This window comes from Chryseobacterium limigenitum, assembly GCF_900114875.1.
Classification (GTDB): Bacteria; Bacteroidota; Bacteroidia; order Flavobacteriales; family Weeksellaceae; genus Chryseobacterium; species Chryseobacterium limigenitum.
This window is the reverse complement of the sequence record NZ_FPKW01000002.1, coordinates 313,939-336,112: the sequence shown is the minus strand read 5'-3', so window position 1 is coordinate 336,112 and position 22,174 is coordinate 313,939. Positions and strand designations below refer to the sequence as shown.

The following is a 22,174-nucleotide window of genomic DNA, read 5'->3' as shown; positions in this document are numbered from 1 at the left end:
CAAATTGTTAAATAGGGAATTGAATTTGTTAAAATTTCACTTAAAAATTAGCTAACTTGCACTCTCAATTCTTTCAAAAAAATGCAAAATTCTTATACAGTGATCAATGCTTCTGCGGGCTCAGGGAAAACTTATGCCTTGGTTCAGAGACTTTTGATGATCTGTCTTCGGTATCCTAATCAACAGCACGCCATCAGAAATATATTGGCTTTGACCTTCACTAATAAGGCCGCCAATGAAATGAAAGAAAGGATTTTATCCTGGTTGAATAATTTCGCCGCAGAGACTTTTGCTAAAAATGCAGATTTAAAAAATATTCAGAAAGAATTTGAAGAACAAGGTTTAAGAATAACGATTGATGAATTGCATACTCGTTCTAAAAAACTGCTGGATTATGTTCTCCATAATTATTCCACATTAAATATTGGCACAATTGACCGCTTCAATGCCAGATTGGTAAGAAGTTTTTCTTATGAATTAGGCTTAGCCAAAAATTTTAATCTTGAAATTGATGCAGAACCTTTTTTGATCGAAGCTGTAGACAAAATGCTCGATCAGATCGGTGAAAATGAATCTATTTCTAATTCTTTCATGGATTATGTAGATTACAGCCTTGAAAATAATGAAAGAATTAACCTTAATAAAAACCTTTACGACTCGGCAAAAGAATTTGTAAAAGACATTCATTACGAACAACTGAAAAACAATAAAAGTTTTGATGATACAAACTATGAAAGTATAAAAAATACGATCCGAAAAGAGATCATTTTCAATAAAAAGCATTCTTTAGAGATTGCAACAAAATCAATTGAGTTATTTAAATCAAGAAATATTGAGATTGAGGATTTTGCTCAGGGAAAAAATGGAATCGGAGGATTTTTTACCAAAGTTTTAGATTTTTACAATCAAAAAAGACCTGGATTTCCGTTCCCGACGACTCAGGAGGAATCGGTTGTGAATAATTACAGAAAAGGCGCTTCTGCAAAATCTAAAAGCAAAGAATCAGAAATTTTTGAAATTCTAGAACAATTGTTAGAAAACAGAATGCAGCTGATTCTTTTATTCATCGAAACTCAGAAAAAAGAGAAAATTTTATCTGCACTTCTTCCTTTGAAGGTTAATAAAGATATTCAGGATGAATTGAAAAAAATTGAAGATGAGAATGATCTTGTCTTGCTTTCAAAGTTTAATATTTTAATTAATGAAAATCTTAAAAATGAGCCGTCAGCTTTTATTTATGAAAAAGTAGGCTCACAGTTCCAGCATTATTTCTTTGATGAATTTCAGGATACTTCTGAGCTTCAGTGGCAGAATTTTGTTCCGTTAAGAGATCACAGTGTTTCAACGGAAAATACTTCTTTTACGTTAGTTGGAGATCCGAAGCAAAGTATTTACCGATTTCGTGGCGGAGAAAGTAAATTGATGCTCGATATTATCAATAAAAAAGAGATTTCACCTAAAGAAGCGCAGTTACTTGTTTTAAAAGACAACTGGCGAAGTGCAAAGAATATTGTTCAGTTCAATAATGAATTATACGAATATCATTCTAGAGATCTTGAAGAAGAGCATAAAAATATTTTCGGAACCGATGCCGAACAAAACGCCAAATCAGCACATGAAGGCCGCGTTAAAGTAAATCTTATTGAAAATCTTACCAACGAAGATTTTTACAACGATACTTCCGAAAGGATGAAAACAGATATTCAGGAATGTCTGAATAATGGTTTTAAGTTTTCTGATATTACAATTCTTTGCCGTGGAAATTTTGATATTTTCAGTTACTCTCAAAAACTGGGGAGTCTGAAAGTCAATTATCGTGGCGAAGAAACGAATATCAAAACTATTTCTGACAAAGGACTGACCTTAGAATTATCAAATACTTTACAGGCTGTTATCGAGTTTTTGAAATGGGAAACCAACCCGAAAAACAAACCTAATCTGATCATGATGATGTATCATCTGAATACATTAGGAAGAGTAAACATGGCTGATTTCACATTGGAAATGAAGGAAATTCTGGATATTGAAACGCATGAGGAGATTTTACAATTTCTTCAACTAAAATATTCTTTACAATTAAAACAGGAAAATTTCCCTAGGTTTAATTTATACAACTTTGTAGAATATTATGTCAACGAATTTTCCCTTGAAAATAAAGAAACCGATTTTCTTCTGAATTTTTTGGAAATGCTTTTCAACTTCACACAAAATGCAGGAGCCAGTACCAAAGAATTTTTGAAATATTGGGATGAAGAAGCTTCTACTTACACGATTCAGGCTTCGGAAAATATTGATGCGATCCAGATCATGACTATTCACAAATCTAAAGGACTGGAATTCCCAATTGTTTTTATTCCGATGATGAATAAGAATCGTGACAGCGAATTTACCAACTGGTTTGAAACAAGCAGTGATGAAGCTTTGAAGTCTGTTAATATCAATCAGTTCAGTAAAAATCTTGAAGTTTACGATCAGGAAATTGAGAAATTCAACAAGCAAAATTCTTACAAAAACCTTGTCGACAGGCTTTGTCTGCAATATGTAGCCACTACCCGACCTGTTGAACAGTTATTCTTTTATCTTCAAAAAGCAAATAAAACCTCAAACAATCTTGAGCTTTTAGAATTTCTGCAAACTAAAAATGTTAATGAAAGTGATGAGTTCGATTTATATGAAGTAAAGCCAGAAATGCTGAAAAAGTATTCGAAAGATAAAACTTCATCCTTCAAAACAAAAAATATTGAAAATCTTAAAAATATCAATGAAAAAAGCAATTCTATAAAAATTGCCACTCCATCTAAAAACTATCAGGTTCGAAATGAGAAAGTGAGAATTGGACTTTTCGTTCACGAATTATTATCAAAAATCAATACCGAAAAAGATATTGCGAAAGTTCTTGAAAGTTATCTATTGGAAGGACAGATTACGTTGGAAGAAAAGAATGACATTCAGCAAACTCTAGAAGAGATCGTCAATACTTATTCAGAATTTTTTGACGAAAAATGGGAAGTGATCAATGAGCAGGACATCATGATCTCAGAAAATGGAGAAAGCAGAATCTACAGACCCGACCGAATTTTGAAAAATAATGATGGATATATTATTGTGGATTTCAAAACGGGTGAAGAAACGACGAAGAATGATCGACAGATTGAACAATATAAGAATGTGTTGGAGCATTTGGGAAGAAAGGTGTTAAGGACTCAGCTTATTTACTTGTAAAAGAGTTTCGGCGGCACCTTTGGTGCCGCCGAAACTGGTTATCTTAAACTTATTTAAAGTTAAATCTTAAGCTGTTGCATTCGCAACAAAAACTCTCTGTGACAATTCCTGATCAAAAAGATATAATGCTGATGGATTATCAGACACCATTTTGATTTTCGTAACATATTGAGAAGCGCTTGCTTCCTCTTCTACCTGCTCGTTGATAAACCACTGTAGGAAAGAAGTTGTAGCAAAATCTCCTTCGTCATTCGCATTTTTCACGATGTTAAAAATACTTTTCGTTACTTTTTTCTCATGTTCCAATGCCTTTTCAAAAATGTCGATGGCATTTGCAAATTCGTGTGGCGGTTTTGCAATTTCCCCGATAATAATTTGTCCTCCGACATCATTTAAATAATCAAACATTTTATCAGCATGCATTAATTCCTCTTTGCTTTGTACTCTGAAATAATTGGCGATCCCGTCAAGGTCTTTGCTGGAAAACCAAGCAGACATTGAAAGATAATATTGTGCGGCGTATTGTTCGTGAGCTATTTGTTCGTTAATTAGTTGTGCAATTTTATCGCTTACCATAATAATAAATTTTACAGTAAAATTATGGAATAAAACCCCGAAATCAAAAGATTTAATCAAAATTAATACAAAAAGGACGGAAATACATCCGCCCTTCATACATTAAAAAATCAAAACTGAAAACTCTTAATTCGCAGCAGGAGCAGCCGTATCCATTGATCTCTTCATTTTTCCACCCTTCATTCCTCTATCTTTCATTGCTGCTTTTCTTTGCTCCATTTTAGCCTGTCTGTCAGCTTGCCATTTACCGTACTGCTCAGGAGTTAAGATTTTTTTCATATCTGCATCCATTTGCTCTCTTTTGCCTTTCATCTTCTCCATTTTAGCTTGCCTTTCTCCTTTGTTTTTATCAAAATCAGCTTTCATTTCAGCTTTTCTCTTTTCGTGAAGATCTTTTATCTGAGCTACCTGTGATTGATTTAAGTTTAAATCTTTCTGCATTTTATCTAAATGTTCCTGCTCCTTTTGTTGCATTTTCTGCTGCATTTCTGCTCTTTTAGCTTGCTTGTCCTGAGGAGTAGTTTGTTGTGCCATTGCAAAACTTCCCATTCCGATAAATGCTATTGCTAATACTAATTTTTTCATCTTTTTAAATATTTAATTATTAATTAATTGTTATACATCTTTTTGATACTTAATTAAAACAGAAGTTAAATACTAATATTCATAAAAAATGTTAAATTTTAATATCAAAACAACAAAATAAAAAAAATAAAAAAAAGGACAGATTATAAAAATCTGCCCTTCACACCACTTAAATATAATATATGAAAATTAATTACTTGTTAATCTGAAGCCTCCGGAAGCACTTCTGTTTCCACCTCCATTATTACCTTGTCTTGGAGCAGAGCTCTCAGATCTTTGTTGTCTGAAACCTCCGTTGCTTTCTCTTGGCGCAGAACTCTCTCTTCTTGTCTCATTTCTAAATCCACCCAAACTTCTGGTTCCATCGCTATTTCCTGTAGTTCCTCTAAAACCTCCGTTATTTTCTCTAGGAGCAGAAGGTTCTGTTCTTACATCATTTCTGAACCCTCCTGTGTTTCTGGTTCCCCCACTGTTTTCAGTTCCTGCTCTAAAACCTCCGTTATTTCTTGTTCCGTTATTTCCGGAATCACGGAAACCTCCTGAATTATTATTAGACTGATTACGGAATCCTGAGTTATTATCTCTTCCAGATCCTCCTCTAAACCCATTGTTTTCTCTTTGGCTCGTTCTTACAATATTAAAGGAAGGATTGTTATTCCCTCTAAATTTAGCTCGGTCTACTCTGTAAATATTGATATTTACGCTTCTATAACGAGGCATCGGTCTGCAGATGGAAGCATAATGTGTTCTTCTGTAATTTTGAAAATACACAACCGGGCTAGCTCCTCTATAATAATTGTTTTGAAAACTAACAAAAATCTGAGGTCCCATAATTCTTTGTAACGCATAGAATCTATCATAATACCATCTGTCCGGATTGTATCTGTAATAGTTATCCCATGTTGAAAAACTTACATACAGATTATTCAATCTTAAGATTTGATCAATTTGCCAACGGTTCAATCTATTTTGATTAAAGAACACATTCCAGTTGACATTTACGATACTGCTTCTGTAATCGTTATAGTTATTCTGATAATAATCTGTTGGATAATAATCCTGAGGATAGTTGTAGTAATAATCATCAGGGAAATAATTCTGATCATCTTCGTTAGAATAATATCCGTCATTACTTCCATAGTTGTTATTTTCATAACCATTATTTCCGTAACCGTTATTGTATCCGTCGTTACCATTACCGTAACCGTTGTTTGGATATTGCTGAGCAAACGACAAAGTCGCCAAACTCAAAGCAAATCCCAAAAATATTTTTTTCATTCTTATTGTCGTTAATTGGTTAATATATAGTAGACTATCTCTAATCTATCTTTTGGATATAAATAAAAAAAAGAAGTTAAATCTTTCGATACAACTTCTTTCATTTTATTATTAACTAATTGATAATCAAATGTTAAATTTACAATCTTCCACTGTCTTTAACCCAATATTTTATTTTTTGGTTAAAATCTGTACTGTTTTTTAAATCTTTTAAATTTAAATGCATTCTGTAACGCCAATAATGCGGAAATACTGCAGGATTATTAATCCTTTCATTATCCATTTTAGGATTGGTAAGCTCTTTATCCGTTGCAAAAAACTCCTGAATCGGGAAAATAGCCAGCATTGCATCCGTATAAAGATGCTGCTTCATAATAATCTCGGCTAAATGAGCATCCAATTCTTCCGGCGCTTTTCCGTATTGAATTAATTGTTGGTTAAAATATTTCTGGGTCAAAGCCGGGTCTTCTTTCCACCATTGTCTTAACGTTGAACTGTCGTGCGAAGAAGCAGTAATTACATTCAGATAACTCGCATTTTTAGGATTATAAAAAGGAATATTATCTGAAGGCATACGCTGAACTTTCAGTGCTATGATCGCCAATTCGTCCATTACAGCAGGTACACAATCAGGAACCATTCCTAAATCTTCACCACAAATCAGCATTTCTGTAGCATTTAAAATCATTGGAAGCTTTTCCATTGCTTTTTCACTCCAAAGCTTATCCTGTCTCTTGAAGAAATAATCGTGATACAGATCGTAAATAGATTTCTTTTCCCAATCCGACAAATATTTGTAAGACTCGGTATTATAAACATTAAATCTTGGATGATAAACGGTTTCGCCTTCTCTTTCTTCGGTTAAAAATAAAACATTCGCACAAAGGGCAATCAGTTGTTCTTCAACCGAACCTCTTGGATTTTTCTTAAAGAAATCAGATAATTTTCTCTGTGTATCAAACTCTTCTTTAAATGAATATGTTCCATTATGATTATTATTGATAAACTCTAGTGCCTTACCATGATCTTCTCCGAAATAATTCCAAAGAATCTGATCATTGATAAACGGTTTGCAATACCTGTTAAAATCAAAAGGAATATGCCATGCCTTAAATTCCTGTTCAGTAATCGGAACTGCAGGATAAAAATACCCCAAAATCCCTTGAGTAGCAGAAATTGGCATTCTCCAGATTCTGAAAAACCCTAAAATATGGTCAATCCGCATTGCGTCAAAATACTGTTCCAATGCTTTGAATCTGTTTTTCCACCATGTATAATCGTCAGCTTTCATCGCTTCCCAATTATAGGTTGGGAATTCCCAATTCTGACCCAATTCCGTAAATTGATCAGGCGGTGCTCCGGCTTGGAAATCCATACCGAATAATTCAGGCTCCGTCCACGCTTCAACAGAATGGCGATAAATCCCGATTGGCAAATCTCCTTTTACGGAAACCCCTAAACTATGGATATATTCAATCGCATCTTTCAACTGCTTATGAAGCTGATATTGTACCCAGGCATGAAGCATTGAGGCATCATATTCTTTATTTTTTACTGAAAAGAATGGTGAAATTTTTCCTGCGATATATTTTTTATGCGTCTTCCAGTCATTGAAATTTGGAGTTTTGTATTTATCTCTCAACACACAGAATGCAGAATATGGAATGAGCCAATCTTCATTATCTTTTATAAATTTTTTGAAGTTTCTGTCTTTATAAACTTTCTCTTTTTCTGTATTAAAAATGGCTTTTAAAAATTTCCATTTTCCGGAAATCATTGCTTCGTAATCAATTAATTCTAAAGAATTTAATTTTAATTTTTCAGTATTATATTCTTCAACTAAATCCTTCGGCAATTTAAAATCAAGATTATCAATAGAAATATATTGTGGATGTAAAGCATACACAGAAACCGCTGCGTAAGGGTAAGAATCTGTCCAAGTGTAATTGGCCGTTGTATCATTGATCGGAAGAATCTGGATAATTCCTAAGCCTGTTTCTTTTGTCCAGTCCGCCAATTCTTTCATATCAGAAAACTCTCCGACACCAAAACCATTTTCACTTCTCAAAGAGAATACAGGAACCGCAACTCCTGCATCGTGATACATTTGATATAGTTTGAATTTAAAATAATGACTCGAAACGATCTGCAAAACATCTTTCTGTTGATTCGCAAGGGCAAACCGGTTTTCTCCGGTTTCTATATCAATTACTTTACCTTCTTTTTTGTCGTAAAGACAATATTTGAATTGAATAAATTCGTTTTCAGGAATTTCAACCGAAGTTTCCCAAATACCGAAATCCGTCTGAGATAAATGAATCACTTTCTCATAGTCCCATTTTCCAAGAGACTCTGTACTCCCGAACAATACAATCTTCCAATTCGGATTGTACACCGGAGCTTCTAATCTGAATAAATGAGTATGTTTTTTTAACACCGAAATCTTTTCAGGAACAAACTGATTCAGCTTATTGTAAAGAATTTTATTGTTTAGATAATTTTCCGGGAAATTTTTATTGTTCCACTCATCGAAAATAGAAAATTCTTTATAGTTATGAGGGAAATTAAGATGATGCAAAACAAATTCTTCTCTAAGAATACTTTCTTTTTCACCTGTAAGCTGATATTTATAAGAGATCGATTTTGAAAAATAGTCTACTTCACATTTCCACAAACCGTTCTCGGTGCAAAACATTTTATGAGTTTTGGGTACAGCTCCTTCTTCATTGATGACCAACTGCAAAGATTCCCCTGTTTTTGCGCTGTAACCTATATTAAAGTATAATTTCATCTATATTTTTTTATAAAAATACATTTTAATCTCGAAAAACAAAACTTATTGAATGTCAAATATTCATTAAAAAAGCCTTCTCAGATATTTGAAAAGGCTATAATTTATAAGAAAGCTAAAAGATTATTCTGTTATAATGATTTTCTTGCTTAATAATATTTTTCCGGACTCATTAGCGACACTCACAATATAAGCTCCATTAATGAGATTTTTCAAATAAATCTGTTGGTTTAACGAACCGTCTTTTACGGATAAATTCTGTTGCATTACATTCTTGCCCGAGATGTCAAAAATAGTAAGTTTGAGATTTCCTTTTACCGATTTATCATTCACATTTACGTTGATCAATTCCTCATCAACTCTCGTAGGATAGATATCTAAATTTGCTAAGGCGTTATTTGAAATAGCTTTATCATTAGCGAAATATTTACTCGCCAAATCATAAATATGTAAATTTAAATTTCCGGGAAGTTGTTTTGCCTGTAAATCATTTAAATTCACTTCATATAAAGGCGCTCCTTTTGCACTTGCAATCACAACTTTTCCTTTGGAATTCACCGCTGCTCCGTTTACAGAATATCCTTCAGGAATTCCTGTGATTTTTCCGACAAATTTTGCTTTTAATTCTTTCGTTGAAACTTTGAAAACATTTCCTGATGTTGCAAAAACATAGAAATTATTATCTGCATCAGCAATCATATCACCTCCAAAGCCAGTTTCTATCATTGTGAAAGAGTTTTTCCCGTTTGAAGAATCATCTTTTACGATTCCGAGGTCATTAACAACATATTGACTGTTCTTTTTACTGATTTGTAAAAACTGCGTTCCGGAATTATTCATCGCGTAAATATTTCCGTCATATCCTGTCGCCATTCTCGTTATGTGAGAATTGATATCGCAAGAAGTTACTCTCACAACAGTGTTTTCAACCAGAGTGATTTCTTTCGTTTTAGAATTTAAAACATAGATATTTGATGAAAACATCGGCATGTACACCAGATTATTATTTCTAGAATCATATGCTAAAGTCGCCATTGACGTAGCTTGAGAATTGTTGTAAGAATTTTTATCCTCAGTTACAGAACCGTTTCTTGTCTGTGAAAATATTTTTGCAGAAGAATCAGCTGTGAAAACAGCTTCTCCGGAAGTTCCGTTTACCGCATCAATGGCACGGAAATCATTGAAAACAATACCGGGAGTATCTTTTCCCGTCAATGCAAAAAAATCTTGCTGGGCATGAGCGTTTGCTCCAAGTAATACCAAAAATAAAGGGAATAAATGTTTTTTCATAATAAGTAGAATTTAGATTCGTAATGATTTTACTATTACTAAGTTACATAATTTTCAAATTGAATGACAAAAAATATCCATTAATTGAATAACATTTACAATAATTTAATTTTAATGATGTGATTATGATAATTTAGAGAATATTTTAACTTAACAAATTCTTTTACATTTAATTTTTAACCAATAAGATTTTTGTTTAAAGTTTTAAGATTATTAAGATAGGGATTTCTCCTTCGTCGAAATGACAAACAATACGCATAAAAAAACTCCCACAGAGTTGTGAGAGTTTAAGTATATACTATTTTTTTGAATTTTAATTTAAAACGTAAGTTGTTCCGTCTCTTCCGTCCTTCAATTCGATACCTTCAGCAAGGAGCTTATCGCGGATTTGATCTGAAAGGTCAAAGTTCTTAGATTTTCTAGCCTGATTTCTCAGTTCAATTAAAACCTGTAAGGTCTGATCCAGTTTTTCATTATTATTTTCTTCAACCGCCTGAAGTCCTAAAACATCAAATATCAAAGCATTTAAAGTTGATTTCAAATCCTCTAAATCTTTCGTTGAAACGGTTTCTTTTTCATCATTTAAAGCAAAAATAAATTTCACAGCTTCAAACAAATGAGCAATCAAAACCGGAGAATTGAAATCATCATTTAAAGCATCATACGCTTTATTTTTCCACTCTTCCAAATTAAAACCAGATTGTTTTTCATCATTCGGAGTGATTGAATTTAATACTTTTACCGCTTCCATTAATCTGATGAAACCTTTTTCACTTGCAATCATCGCATCATTAGAAATATCCAGGACACTTCTGTAATGAGCCTGTAGGAAACAAAAACGTACAATCGACGGATGGAAAGGCTTTTCAAAGAAATCGTTATCTCCTGTTACCAACTGCATCGGTAAGATGTAATTTCCTGTTGATTTGCTCATACGCTGCGTATTCATTGTCAGCATATTGGCATGCATCCAATAATTTACCGGAGCGGTATCATTGCAAGCTTTTCCCTGAGCGATCTCACATTCGTGGTGTGGGAATTTCAAATCCATTCCACCACCGTGAATATCAAATTTTTCACCTAAATATTTAGTACTCATTGCAGTACACTCAAGATGCCATCCCGGGAAACCTTCTCCCCAAGGCGAATTCCATCTCATAATGTGTGCAGGTGAAGCTTTTTTCCAAAGGGCAAAATCCTGTGGGTTTTTCTTTTCACCCTGTCCATCTAGATCGCGGGTGTTTGCGAAAAGCTCTTCAATATTACGCTTTGAAAGTTCGCCGTAATTCAGTCCTCTTTTATTATATTCAAGAACATCAAAATATACAGATCCGTTGCTTTCGTAAGCGAACCCTTTTTCAATTAGTTTTTGAGTTAATTCTATCTGCTCAACAATATGACCAGTGGCGGTAGGTTCGATGTTTGGAGGAAGTAAATTAAACATTTCCAAAACCTTATGAAAATCAACCGTGTATTTTTGTACGATTTCCATCGGCTCCAGTTTTTCAAGACGAGTTTGCTTTACAAATCTGTCGTTATTTACGTCTCCATCGTCTGTAAGGTGCCCAGCATCGGTGATATTTCTTACATATCTTACTTTATACCCCAAATGCGTTAAGCTTCTGTAAATAAAGTCGAAAGAAAGGAAAGTTCTCACATTTCCCAAATGCACATTGCTGTAAACAGTTGGTCCACAGACATACATTCCGACGTTTCCTTCTAAAATGGGGTTGAATATTTCTTTTTCTGCTGTAAGCGAGTTGTATATTTTTAATTGCATTTTTTTTAAATTAAAAGATTCAATGATTAAAAGATTTAAAAATTAGATAAAATAATAATCAGCAACAACAAATAATTGTCATTACGAAAATTTTATCTGAGCTTTTTTTAAATTTTATCATTATTAAATTGCTTTTAAGTGATATTTTAAATGATCAACATAATCCTGAATAATAAATTCCAAAGTGAAATTCTGAGGATTTGTTTTTGTGGTATCACAAGTTCTTTGTAATGCCTCATCAGGAATATTTTCAACGGTATGAACAATTTGAAAATTCAAAAATTTCCAAAGATTAATCACATCCTGAGTCGGAATATTCTGATAATTTTGAGCCTGTACCCAAAAATCCTGATCATAAACAATATTCTCGTTTTCTTTATATTGAGTGACTACAAATCTCCTGATGTTTGTAATTGCACTATCACAAAGATGACCTAAAATTTCTTTTTTTGACCATTTTTCAGGTGAAATTTTATAACACCAATCTTCTTCATAAATAGTTTCAAACCTTAGAAGTTCTTCTTCAATAATATTTTTAAGAATCTGATAGTTCATTACAGTCAAATTTAATCCAATTTAGCATGGCTTCCTACATAATGTAAGAATTCCTGTCTTGTTATTGGGTTTGTTTTGAAGATTCCGCTTAATTCCGCTGTTATTGTAGAACTTGCTGTGTCTTTAATTCCTCTGCAATTTACACAAAGATGTTTAGCATCAATGATACAGGCAACATTTTTTGTTCCCAAAGCTTCTTTTAAAGCGTTCACGATCTGCATCGTTAATCTTTCCTGAACCTGAGGTCTTTTCGCGTAATAATCTACAATCCTGTTAATTTTTGAAAGCCCAATTACCTCGCCATTTGAAATATAGGCAACATGCGCTCTACCAATGATCGGTAAAAAGTGGTGCTCACAAAAAGAATATACGGTGATATCTTTTTCAACCAACATTTGGCTATACTTGTATTTATTGGAAAATGTAGAAATTCCCGGTTTATTTTCAGGCAGTAATCCTCCAAAAATTTCATTCACATACATTTTAGCAACACGCGTTGGAGAATCTTTCAAGGAATCATCCGTCATATCCAATCCAAGTGTTTCCATAATCTCACCGAAAAGTTCAGTGATCTTTTCTATTTTTTCCTGTGGCGATTTATCAAAAGCATCTTCCCGTATAGGCGTATGTTCTTTTCCTGTGAAAATATCATCGTCGTTATCAGTAAAATCAACCATTTTTTATTTAATTTGCAACAAAAATACGGATAATATCTGTTCGTATATTTCAATTTAACCCAAAAATATTACCTCATCTCCTCATTCGTATAAAAGTTATGATTATTGCTGAAGAAGTACACCATGAAAATCAGAAAAAGGAATTTCTAGAATTCCCTGTCAGACTTTATCAACATGACAAAAACTACATCAGACCTTTAGATAAAGACATTGAAGCTATTTTTGAGCCTCAAAAAAATAAATTCTTCAAAACCGGAGAATGCAAAAGATTTATATTTAAAAATAAAGACAATAACACTGTTGGGAAAATCGCGGTTTTTGTCAATCAATTATACGAACAAAATCAACCAACCGGAGGAATTGGATTTTTTGACTGCATTAATGATCAGGAAACAGCTAATTTTATTTTTGATTATTGCAAAAAATGGCTTCAGGAAAGAGGAATGGAAGCGATGGACGGACCTATAAACTTCGGTGAAAGAGACAAATTCTGGGGATTGCTCATTGACGGATTTGTAGAACCTTTATACGGAATGAATTATAATTTCCCGTATTACAAAGAACTTCTTGAGAATTATGGTTTTCAAATTTATTTTGAACAGCTTTGCTTTTCAAGACCAATTTTTGCAGAAGTTTCGAGAGTTTTTACAGTAATGCATGCAAAACACAGTAAAAATCCTGCAATTTCAGCAAGGCCATTGAAAAAGAATAATCTTGAAAAATTTGCAAAAGATTTTACTGAAATTTATAACAAAGCCTGGGCAGCTCATGGAGAAGGAAAACAGCTTGAGGAAGCAAAGACATTGAAAATGTTTAAAACGATGAAACCAATCATCAATGAACATATTTCATGGTTTGTTTATGAAAATGAAAAACCCGTTGCGATGTGGATGAATATTCCTGATTTGAATCAATGGTTTAAATACATGAATGGAAAATTTGGATTTATCGAGAAGCTAAAGTTTCTATGGATCAAGAAATTCAAAAAGAATGAAAAAATGGTTGGTCTTGTTTTCGGTGTTGTCCCTGAATGGCAAAAAAAAGGACTTGAAGGTTATATGATATGGGAAGGCACCCAACATCTAAGAAAATACACCGATTTTAAAGTTACCGAACTTCAATGGATCGGTGATTTTAATCCTAAAATGATAAAGATTGCCGAAAATCTGGATACGGAAGTGACTAGGAAATTGGCGACTTATCGGTATTTATTTGATAGGGAGAAGGTTTTTGAGAGGCATCCGATGCTATAAGATATAGTTTCGGCGCAGCCTTTGGCTGCGCCGAAACTATTAAAATCAAATATTTTAAAACAGCTCACCAGCCACTTTTTTAATATTATCACTTTTACCCATCGAATAAAAATGTAAAACAGGCACTCCAAAGTCAAGCAATTCTTTACATTGATTGATTGCCCATTCTACTCCGATTTGTTTTACGGCTTCATTGTTTTTAGCACTTTCAACTTCATTAATTAAATCTTCCGGTAAATCAATCTTGAAAACCTGTGGCAATAATTTTAAATGTCTTTTTGTTGCAATTGGTTTAATTCCTGGGATAATTGGAACCGTAATTCCCATTTCTCTCGCTTTTGTCACAAACTCGATAAATCGTTTATTATCAAAAAACATTTGGGTAACGATGTAATCCGCTCCGGCATCTACTTTTTGCTTTAGCCATTTTAAATCATAATTCATGGAAGGTGCCTCCATGTGTTTTTCAGGATAACCCGCTACTCCAATGCAGAATTTGTTATTTTCTTCACAAGCCTGCTCGTCATGAAGATACTTCCCTCTTCCTAAATCATTGATCTGATGAACCAAATCCATTGCACTTTCATGACCTCCTTTTGTTGGTTCAAAATACTGGTGTCCTTTCATCGCATCACCACGAAGCGCCATTACATTATCAATTCCAAGATACATACAGTCTACCAAAAGGTATTCTGTTTCTTCTTTTGTAAATCCTCCGCAAAGCAAGTGTGGAACCGTATCTACATTATATTTATGCTGAATTGCCGAACAAATACCCAATGTTCCGGGACGCATTCTGGTAATTTTTCGTTCCATCAGACCGTTGCCTTTATCAATGTAAATATATTCTTCGCGAGAAGTCGTCACATCAATAAAAGGAGGTTTAAACTCCATCAAAGGGTCTATATTCCTATACAAGTCTTCAATTCCAATTCCCTTTTGTGGCGGAACAACTTCTAAGGAGAACAAAGTTTTTCCGTTTGCATTTTTTATGTGTTCTGTTATCTTCATTTTATATTTTTGTTGCTTGTTGAGAGTTATTAGTTGATAGTCATTATTAAAAACTAGAAACCAACAACTCTCAACTATTAACTTTTAAATTAATCTGCTAAATTCGGTGACAACCATTTTCTGGCTTCCTGTAAAGAAATTCCTTTCCTTTTAGAATAGTCTTTTAACTGATCTTCTGTAATTTTTCCGAGTCCAAAATATTTTGCATGCGGACTTCCGAAATAATATCCGGAAACCGCTGCTGTCGGGAACATCGCTAAACTTTCCGTAAGATACACTCCGATATTTTCTTCCACTTTTAAAAGATCCCAAATGGCATGTTTTTCCAAATGATCGGGACAAGCCGGATAGCCAGGTGCCGGACGAACTCCTTTATATTTTTCGGCAATCAAGTCTTCATTGCTTAAACTTTCCTGATTGGCATATCCCCAATATTCTGTTCTTACTTTTTTATGTAAAAATTCGGCATAGGCTTCTGCAAAACGGTCGGCCAAAGCTTTTACCATAATTGCATTATAATCGTCATTGGCTTTTTCATATTCATCTGACAACTCATCAGTCCCGAAACCTGTGGTCACACAGAAAGCTCCCACATAATCAGTTTTTCCCGAACTTTGAGGAGCAATAAAATCGCTTAATGCTAAATATTCTTTGCCTTTAGACTTTTGAAGCTGTTGCCTTAATGTGATGAATTTCGATTGTTGTTTGTCATTTTCGTCAAAAATCAAAATATCATCATCTTCAGTTGAATTTGCCTTAAAAATTCCGAAGATCGCTTTAGCTGTCAACGATTTTTCATCTAAAATTCTCTTTAAAATAACCTGAGCGTCTTTAAATAATTCTTTAGCCTGAACACCTACCACCTCATCATCAAAAATATTCGGGTATTTCCCGTGAAGATCCCAGCTTCTGAAAAATGGCGACCAGTCGATAAACGGAACCAATTCATTTAAATCCTGACCTTCGAAAACCTGTATACCTAAATTATTCGGTGTGAAAATTTCTTCGTTTTCCCAATCAATTTTAAATTTATCTTTTCTTGCATCTTCAATCGAAACATATTCTTTATCAATCTGTCTGTTCAGGAACTTTTCACGGAAATCTGAATAATCATTCTTTAAATCGCTTACATATTCTTTATTTCGATCTCCCAACAAAGAACTCACCACATTTACCGCTCTGGAAGCATCGTTAACGTGAACAACCGCATTTTTATATTTTAAATCTATTTTTACCGCTGTATGTGCTTTTGAAGTCGTTGCACCACCGATCAATAAAGGGAAATTAAGATTCTGACGCTCTAATTCTGATGCGATGTACACCATTTCATCTAAACTTGGCGTGATCAGACCACTCAAACCGATAACATCAACATTATGTTCAATCGCAGCCTGAATAATCTTTTCGGCCGGAACCATTACCCCAAGGTCAACAATTTCGTAATTGTTACAGCCCAAAACAACGCTCACGATGTTTTTACCAATATCATGAACGTCTCCTTTTACCGTTGCCATTAAAATTTTACCGTTAGCAGGTCTTTCACCGTCTTTTTCAGCTTCAATAAACGGCTGTAAATAAGCAACCGCCTTTTTCATTACCCTCGCCGATTTTACAACTTGTGGCAGGAACATTTTCCCACTTCCGAACAAGTCACCGACAACGCCCATTCCTGTCATTAAATTAACTTCAATAACATGCAAAGGCTTGGCAGATTGTAACCTTGCTTCTTCTACATCTTCTTCAATAAAACGGTCGATTCCTTTTACTAAAGAATGCGTAATTCTTTCCTGTAAAGGTCTGGTACGCCATTCTAGCTCTTCAACTATTTCTTTTTTGACAGATTTATTCTTTTCAGAATAATCCAACAATCTTTCTGTTGCGTCTTCTCTTTTATCGAGAATTACGTCTTCTACAAGACCTAATAATTCTTTATTAATTTCATCATAAACCTCCAACATCGCGGGATTTACAATTCCTATATTCATTCCCGCCTGAATTGCGTGATAAAGGAAAACTGAGTGCATCGCTTCTCTTACAGTATCATTTCCTCGGAAAGAGAACGAAACATTGCTCACTCCTCCACTTACAGAAGCGTACGGAAGATTTTGGCGAACCCATCTTGTTGCTTCTATAAAATCGATTGCATTTCTCCTGTGTTCATCCATTCCCGTTGCAACAGGGAAAATATTTAAATCAAAAATAATATCCTCTGCCGGAAACTTCACTTCATCGACTAAAATATGATACGATCTTTTTGTGATTTCAAGTCTGCGATCATACGTATCAGCTTGTCCGTCTTCATCAAATGCCATGACAATAACCGCTGCACCGTATCTTTTGATAGCTTTAGCCTGTTTTACAAATTCCTCTTTACCTCCTTTTAAACTGATAGAATTAACTACAGATTTCCCCTGAACAACCTGTAATCCGGCTTCCAAGATCTCCCATTTTGAGGAGTCGATCATGATAGGAATTCTGGAAATATCCGGTTCTGAACCTACTAAGTTCAGGAATTTTATCATGGAAGCTTTTCCATCGATCAATCCGTCATCAAAATTAACGTCAAGGATCTGCGCACCGCCTTCAACCTGATGACGGGCAATATCCAAAGCTTCAGAAAATTTCTCTTCTTTAATTAATCTTAAAAACTTTTTTGAACCGGCAACATTTGTTCTTTCACCAACGTTGATGAAATTACTTTCCGGCGTTATAATCAAAGGCTCTAGGCCCGATAATCTTAGATACCTGGTGTTTGGTGTTTGGTATTTGGTGTTTAGTAATTCTCCTCTATTTTCCATCTTCTTGTTTTTTGAAATAATTAATAAATCCATTCAACAACTTTTTGGATGTCTGGATTTCCTCATCAATTTTAATAAAAAAAGTTTCATCAATATAATTTTGATCAAACGCAATATATAGTTGAGTTTCTAATTCGAAAATAGAACCTCTTGATATGTATAAAAAAACTAAAGTTCCTTTTGGTGTGTTCCTACCACATCCCTCTGCAATATTTGAAGTAATGGAAACAGCACATCTTCTCATTTGATTTGTTAATCCAAATTGTTCACCACCGGGAAACTCTTTTGTTATGTTATAAATTGAATTGGTTAATTTTCTTGCAAATAACCAAACATCTAATTTTTTAAAATCCTGAAAACTCATAAATCGTTGTAATAATCTAAATACCAAACACTAAAAACTAAATACAACTTTTCTAGGCTCATACTTATCAACCAAATCTGCAATTGCTTTGATGTGATCTGGCGTTGTTCCACAGCAACCTCCGATAATATTGATGAGTCCTTTTTCTACGTATTCTCTGATTTGTTCTGCCATAAATTCTGGTGTTTCATCATATTTTCCGAACGCGTTGGGAAGACCGGCATTGGGATAAGCTGAAACAAAGAAATCTGAATTATGTGCCAACGTTTCCAAATATGGCGTCAATTGATTGGCTCCCAAAGCACAGTTAAAACCAACACTCAATAAATTCAAATGTGAAACTGAGATCAAAAATGCTTCTGCGGTTTGTCCACTCAATGTTCTGCCTGAAGCATCGGTAATTGTTCCTGAAACCATGATCGGGATTTTAATTCCTCTTTCTTCATTAATTTCATCAATCGCGAAAAGTGCTGCTTTTGCATTTAATGTATCGAAAATAGTTTCAACCAATAAAATATCTGAACCTCCGTCTAGTAAAGCTTCAGACTGTTGTTTGTAAGCAATTCTCAATTCGTCAAAAGTGATCGCTCTATAACCAGGGTCGTTTACATCCGGACTCAAACTTGCCGTTCTGTTGGTTGGCCCGATCGAACCTGCTACAAATCTTGGTTTATCAGGATTTTGGGCGGTAAATTCGTCACAAGCTTTTCTTGCAATTTTTGCCGACTCATAATTCAGTTCGTACACCAGGTCTTCCATGTGATAATCTGCCATCGCAATGGTTGTTCCTGAAAATGTATTGGTTTCGATGATGTCCGCTCCTGCTTCCAGATATTTTTTATGAACTTCCTCGATCGCATGAGACTGCGTTAATGAAAGTAGGTCATTATTTCCTTTTACAGGATGTTCATAATCCTTAAACCTTTCTCCACGGTAATCTTCTTCCTCGAATTTATATCGCTGAAGCATTGTTCCCATCGCTCCGTCTAACACAAGGATTCTTTCGGATAATGCTTTATATAGTTGTTCTGAATTTTTCATTTTATTTATTTTTTCATCGTTGAATTAATGATTAATATTTTTTCCACAGGTTTCACCTATGCCTATTGTTGTTGAACCTTCCTGATTCTTTTGCAGCCCGACTTGAGCGGAGCTCTTTTTTGTGTAGCAAAGCGAAACAAAAAAAGCGGGAGCGGAAGGCGGAGATAGCTGCCCAAATTATTTTAATCCAATGCCTGTTTCAGATCTGCGATGATATCGTCTACATTTTCCAGGCCTACCGAACAACGAACTAAACCAGCCGTAATTCCTACTTCATTTCTTTCTTCATCTGATAATTTCGAGTGTGTGGTAGAAGCCGGATGTGTAACAATCGTTCTTGTATCACCAAGATTGGCAGAAAGAGAACACATTTTTATTTTATCTAAAAAATTTCTTCCGCCTTCAATTCCGCCTTTGATCTCGAATGCAACGATATTTCCGCCCAACTTCATCTGCTTTTTTGCCACTTCATAACTTGGGTGAGATGGTAAGAATGGATATTTTGTTAATTCTACATTCGGGTGGCTCTCTAAAAACTCAGCTACTTTTAAAGCATTTTCGCAATGTTTCTCAACACGGATCGCTAATGTTTCCAAGCTTTTTGATAAAACCCAAGCATTGAAAGGCGACATTGCAGGTCCCGTATTTCTTGCAAAAAGATAGATCTCACGAATCAAGTCTTCTCTACCAACCGCTACTCCTCCTAAAACACGACCCTGACCATCGATCAATTTTGTTGCTGAATGAACAACAACATCTGCACCATATTTAATCGGCTGTTGAAGATAAGGTGTTGCAAAACAATTATCTACAATAAAAATAAGATTATGTTTTTTTGCTATTTTTCCAAAAAACTCTAAATCTAATACTTCAATCGCAGGATTTGTAGGTGTTTCAAGGTATAAAATCTTGGTATTTGGTTGAATATATTTTTCTACGTTTTCCACATCTTCCGCTTTGAAATAAGTTGTTTCAATATTCCATTTTGGGAAATATTTTGTGAACAACGTGTGAGTAGATCCGAAAACTGACTGACAGCTCACAATGTGATCTCCGGCATTTAACAAAGTTGCAAAGGTTGAATAGATCGCGGCCATTCCTGTTGCAAAAGCATATCCGGCTTCTGCACCTTCCATTTTCACAATTTTATCTGTGAATTCCGTTACATTGGGGTTTGAAAATCGGCTGTATAAATTCTTTGGCTTTTCTTCTGCAAAACTCGCTCTCATATCCTCCGCATCCTGAAAAATAAAGCTGGATGTAAGATATAGTGGCGTAGAATGTTCGTCAAACTGGGTTCTTTCAGTTTGCGTTCTTATGGCGAAGGTTTCAAAATTTTCGTTTTCCATTATTTTTTTATTTTTCCATAGGTTTCACCTACGGCTATTGATATTGAACCCTTCGGGTTCGCTGATTATTTAGTTTCGCTTACTCTTAAAATATCTCCGAAAACACCTCTAGCAGTAACTTGCGCTCCGGCTCCGGCTCCCATGATCACGATTGGATTTTCACCGTAACTTTCGGTATAAATTTCAAAGATTGAATCTGAACCTTTTAATTGCCCTAATGCAGAAGTTGCGGGAACAGAAATTAATTTTACATCCAATTCACCTTTATCTTTTTGTAAATCACCATGCAAATCACCAACATATCTTAATACATGACCAGGCTCTTGGTTTTCTTTGATTTTTTGGTATTCTTCATCTAATTCTCCAAGTCTCGTAAGAAATTCCGGTTTAGAAACAGATGATAAACTTTCAGGTACAAGATTTTGAATATTGATGTCATCAAATTCATTTATTAAATCTAACTCTCTCGCCAAAATCAATAATTTTCTCGCCACATCGTTTCCAGATAAATCTTCTCTTGGATCCGGTTCTGTATATCCTTTTTCTAACGCTTCATTAATGATCGTTGAAAACTTATCATCTCTTAAAGAAAAGTTGTTGAAGACATAGCTCAATGTCCCGGAGAATACGCCTTTGATTCTTGTGATATTTTCTCCTGAAAGGTGTAGTAATTTTATGGTATCAATTAACGGTAATCCCGCCCCAACATTGGTTTCATACAAATAACGTCTGTTATTTTTGTTCAACGTATATCTTAGTTTACGGTATTCCTCGATTGGAAGTGTATTGAAAATTTTGTTGGAAGAAACCAAATCAAATCCATTTTCTGCCAAAGCATGATAATTATGAACAAAATCTTTGCTTGCCGTGTTATCAACAACAATCAGATTTTCCAACTGATTTTCTTTTGAGAATTTGATTAATTCCTGAACATCTGATGGACTTTCTGCTGTCAATACCTCATCATTCCAATTGGCATCAAACCCATATTTGTTGAAAGCAATTTTTCTTGAATTGGCTACTGCTACAACTTTAAGGTCGATTTTTTTACGCCTTCTGATTTCTTCCGATGACTGTAAAACCTGTTCGATCAAAGTTTTCCCAACATTTCCGTGACCGATAATTGCTAAATGAACCGTTTTTGGTTTTTTAGAAATTTCGGATTCGATGATATTTTTTGCTTTTTCATCTTGTGAAGAAGTTACCACGATATTTACACGTCCTTCGCTCGCTACTTGATTTAAAAGTAACGGGAAAACGTTATTTCTAGCCAATTCTGCCAAAACTTTGTTGAAATCCTCTGCAACAAAGCCTAAAACTGACACATTATTTATGCTGTAAATCTGAGAAACTTTCCCTGACTTTCTTTCTGCTTCAAATTCGTCGATCAGACAATTTACCGCTTTTTCGGAATCGGCTTCCTGAACTAAAATTGATAATCCGTTTTCAATTGCCTGTTGAGAAATTACTCCAACACTGATTCTCGCTAAAGTAAGCGCTTTAAAAATTCGTCCGTCAATCCCGATTTCACCTAAGAAATCCTCTCCTTCAAATTTGATGATTGACCTGTTTTTTAAAAATTTTATTTCGTTAGCATTTTTCAT

16 protein-coding genes are annotated in these 22,174 nt (G+C 34.4%); 2 read left to right on the top strand and 14 right to left on the bottom strand.

The genetic code is table 11. The features are described from left to right. Positions 1-81 precede the first annotated feature (81 nt). Positions 82-3,222 (top strand): UvrD-helicase domain-containing protein, encoded by a 3,141-nt coding sequence (locus BT156_RS04265; protein WP_072407499.1) that lies wholly within the window; start codon positions 82-84, stop codon positions 3,220-3,222. Between the two features lie 66 nt (positions 3,223-3,288). Here BT156_RS04265 and BT156_RS04260 read toward each other — a convergent pair whose 3' ends face one another. From BT156_RS04260 to folE, 8 genes are all read right to left on the bottom strand, one after another. Next, positions 3,289-3,798 carry a ferritin gene (locus BT156_RS04260; protein ID WP_066759553.1) on the bottom strand — a complete coding sequence of 170 codons (510 nt, stop codon included), beginning with the start codon at positions 3,796-3,798 and terminating at the stop codon, positions 3,289-3,291. 126 nt (positions 3,799-3,924) lie between these two features. After that, a complete protein-coding gene (locus tag BT156_RS04255; RefSeq protein ID WP_072407497.1) occupies positions 3,925-4,383 on the bottom strand; it encodes a hypothetical protein in 459 nt (152 codons plus the stop codon). Positions 4,384-4,572: 189 nt separating this feature from the next. Further along, positions 4,573-5,661: a hypothetical protein gene (locus BT156_RS04250; protein ID WP_072407495.1), complete on the bottom strand. Its 1,089-nt coding sequence runs from the start codon at positions 5,659-5,661 to the stop codon at positions 4,573-4,575. A gap of 139 nt (positions 5,662-5,800) precedes the next feature. Next, positions 5,801-8,452, bottom strand: coding sequence for a 4-alpha-glucanotransferase (locus BT156_RS04245; RefSeq protein ID WP_072407493.1), 2,652 nt, complete (start codon positions 8,450-8,452; stop codon positions 5,801-5,803). A 123-nt stretch (positions 8,453-8,575) separates the two neighbouring features. Further along, entirely contained in the window at positions 8,576-9,742 is a 1,167-nt protein-coding gene (locus tag BT156_RS04240) for a T9SS type A sorting domain-containing protein (protein ID WP_072407491.1), read from the bottom strand. Between the two features lie 313 nt (positions 9,743-10,055). Next, positions 10,056-11,522 (bottom strand): cysteine--tRNA ligase, encoded by a 1,467-nt coding sequence (gene cysS, locus BT156_RS04235; protein WP_072407489.1) that lies wholly within the window; start codon positions 11,520-11,522, stop codon positions 10,056-10,058. Positions 11,523-11,645: 123 nt separating this feature from the next. After that, positions 11,646-12,077: a DinB family protein gene (locus BT156_RS04230; RefSeq protein ID WP_072407487.1), complete on the bottom strand. Its 432-nt coding sequence runs from the start codon at positions 12,075-12,077 to the stop codon at positions 11,646-11,648. 11 nt (positions 12,078-12,088) lie between these two features. Beyond that, positions 12,089-12,754, bottom strand: a complete 666-nt coding sequence (gene folE / locus BT156_RS04225) for a GTP cyclohydrolase I FolE (RefSeq protein ID WP_066752686.1) — start codon at positions 12,752-12,754, stop codon at positions 12,089-12,091. A 98-nt stretch (positions 12,755-12,852) separates the two neighbouring features. Between folE and BT156_RS04220 the strand changes: the two genes are divergently transcribed. After that, entirely contained in the window at positions 12,853-14,007 is a 1,155-nt protein-coding gene (locus BT156_RS04220; RefSeq protein WP_072407485.1) for a hypothetical protein, read from the top strand. Positions 14,008-14,061: 54 nt separating this feature from the next. Here the strand turns inward: BT156_RS04220 and metF are convergent, their stop codons facing one another. The 6 genes from metF to BT156_RS04190 form a co-directional block, all read right to left on the bottom strand. Continuing rightward, positions 14,062-15,018 carry a methylenetetrahydrofolate reductase [NAD(P)H] gene (gene metF / locus BT156_RS04215; RefSeq protein WP_072407483.1) on the bottom strand — a complete coding sequence of 319 codons (957 nt, stop codon included), beginning with the start codon at positions 15,016-15,018 and terminating at the stop codon, positions 14,062-14,064. Positions 15,019-15,107: 89 nt separating this feature from the next. Beyond that, positions 15,108-17,816, bottom strand: a complete 2,709-nt coding sequence (metH, locus tag BT156_RS04210; protein WP_072407760.1) for a methionine synthase — start codon at positions 17,814-17,816, stop codon at positions 15,108-15,110. Next, positions 17,806-18,180, bottom strand: a complete 375-nt coding sequence (locus BT156_RS04205) for a four helix bundle protein (protein ID WP_072407481.1) — start codon at positions 18,178-18,180, stop codon at positions 17,806-17,808. Before BT156_RS04205 ends, metH begins: the two co-directional genes overlap by 11 nt. Positions 18,181-18,210: 30 nt before the next feature. Beyond that, positions 18,211-19,221 carry a homocysteine S-methyltransferase family protein gene (locus BT156_RS04200; protein ID WP_072407479.1) on the bottom strand — a complete coding sequence of 337 codons (1,011 nt, stop codon included), beginning with the start codon at positions 19,219-19,221 and terminating at the stop codon, positions 18,211-18,213. A 182-nt stretch (positions 19,222-19,403) separates the two neighbouring features. Continuing rightward, on the bottom strand, positions 19,404-20,570 hold the full coding sequence (locus BT156_RS04195) for an O-succinylhomoserine sulfhydrylase (protein WP_072407478.1): 1,167 nt from the start codon (positions 20,568-20,570) through the stop codon (positions 19,404-19,406). Between the two features lie 65 nt (positions 20,571-20,635). Then, positions 20,636-22,174, bottom strand: coding sequence for an ACT domain-containing protein (locus BT156_RS04190; RefSeq protein ID WP_072407476.1), 1,539 nt, complete (start codon positions 22,172-22,174; stop codon positions 20,636-20,638).

What these genes read in the sequence shown, in the direction of transcription:
- BT156_RS04265 (WP_072407499.1), top strand. Translation starts at nt 82, where the DNA reads ATGCAAAATTCTTATACAGTGATCAATGCTTCTGCGGGCTCAGGGAAA.
- BT156_RS04260 (WP_066759553.1), bottom strand. Translation starts at nt 3,798, where the DNA reads ATGGTAAGCGATAAAATTGCACAACTAATTAACGAACAAATAGCTCAC.
- BT156_RS04255 (WP_072407497.1), bottom strand. Translation starts at nt 4,383, where the DNA reads ATGAAAAAATTAGTATTAGCAATAGCATTTATCGGAATGGGAAGTTTT.
- BT156_RS04250 (WP_072407495.1), bottom strand. Translation starts at nt 5,661, where the DNA reads ATGAAAAAAATATTTTTGGGATTTGCTTTGAGTTTGGCGACTTTGTCG.
- BT156_RS04245 (WP_072407493.1), bottom strand. Translation starts at nt 8,452, where the DNA reads ATGAAATTATACTTTAATATAGGTTACAGCGCAAAAACAGGGGAATCT.
- BT156_RS04240 (WP_072407491.1), bottom strand. Translation starts at nt 9,742, where the DNA reads ATGAAAAAACATTTATTCCCTTTATTTTTGGTATTACTTGGAGCAAAC.
- cysS (WP_072407489.1), bottom strand. Translation starts at nt 11,522, where the DNA reads ATGCAATTAAAAATATACAACTCGCTTACAGCAGAAAAAGAAATATTC.
- BT156_RS04230 (WP_072407487.1), bottom strand. Translation starts at nt 12,077, where the DNA reads ATGAACTATCAGATTCTTAAAAATATTATTGAAGAAGAACTTCTAAGG.
- folE (WP_066752686.1), bottom strand. Translation starts at nt 12,754, where the DNA reads ATGGTTGATTTTACTGATAACGACGATGATATTTTCACAGGAAAAGAA.
- BT156_RS04220 (WP_072407485.1), top strand. Translation starts at nt 12,853, where the DNA reads ATGATTATTGCTGAAGAAGTACACCATGAAAATCAGAAAAAGGAATTT.
- metF (WP_072407483.1), bottom strand. Translation starts at nt 15,018, where the DNA reads ATGAAGATAACAGAACACATAAAAAATGCAAACGGAAAAACTTTGTTC.
- metH (WP_072407760.1), bottom strand. Translation starts at nt 17,816, where the DNA reads ATGGAAAATAGAGGAGAATTACTAAACACCAAATACCAAACACCAAAC.
- BT156_RS04205 (WP_072407481.1), bottom strand. Translation starts at nt 18,180, where the DNA reads ATGAGTTTTCAGGATTTTAAAAAATTAGATGTTTGGTTATTTGCAAGA.
- BT156_RS04200 (WP_072407479.1), bottom strand. Translation starts at nt 19,221, where the DNA reads ATGAAAAATTCAGAACAACTATATAAAGCATTATCCGAAAGAATCCTT.
- BT156_RS04195 (WP_072407478.1), bottom strand. Translation starts at nt 20,570, where the DNA reads ATGGAAAACGAAAATTTTGAAACCTTCGCCATAAGAACGCAAACTGAA.
- BT156_RS04190 (WP_072407476.1), bottom strand. Translation starts at nt 22,174, where the DNA reads ATGAAAAATGCTAACGAAATAAAATTTTTAAAAAACAGGTCAATCATC.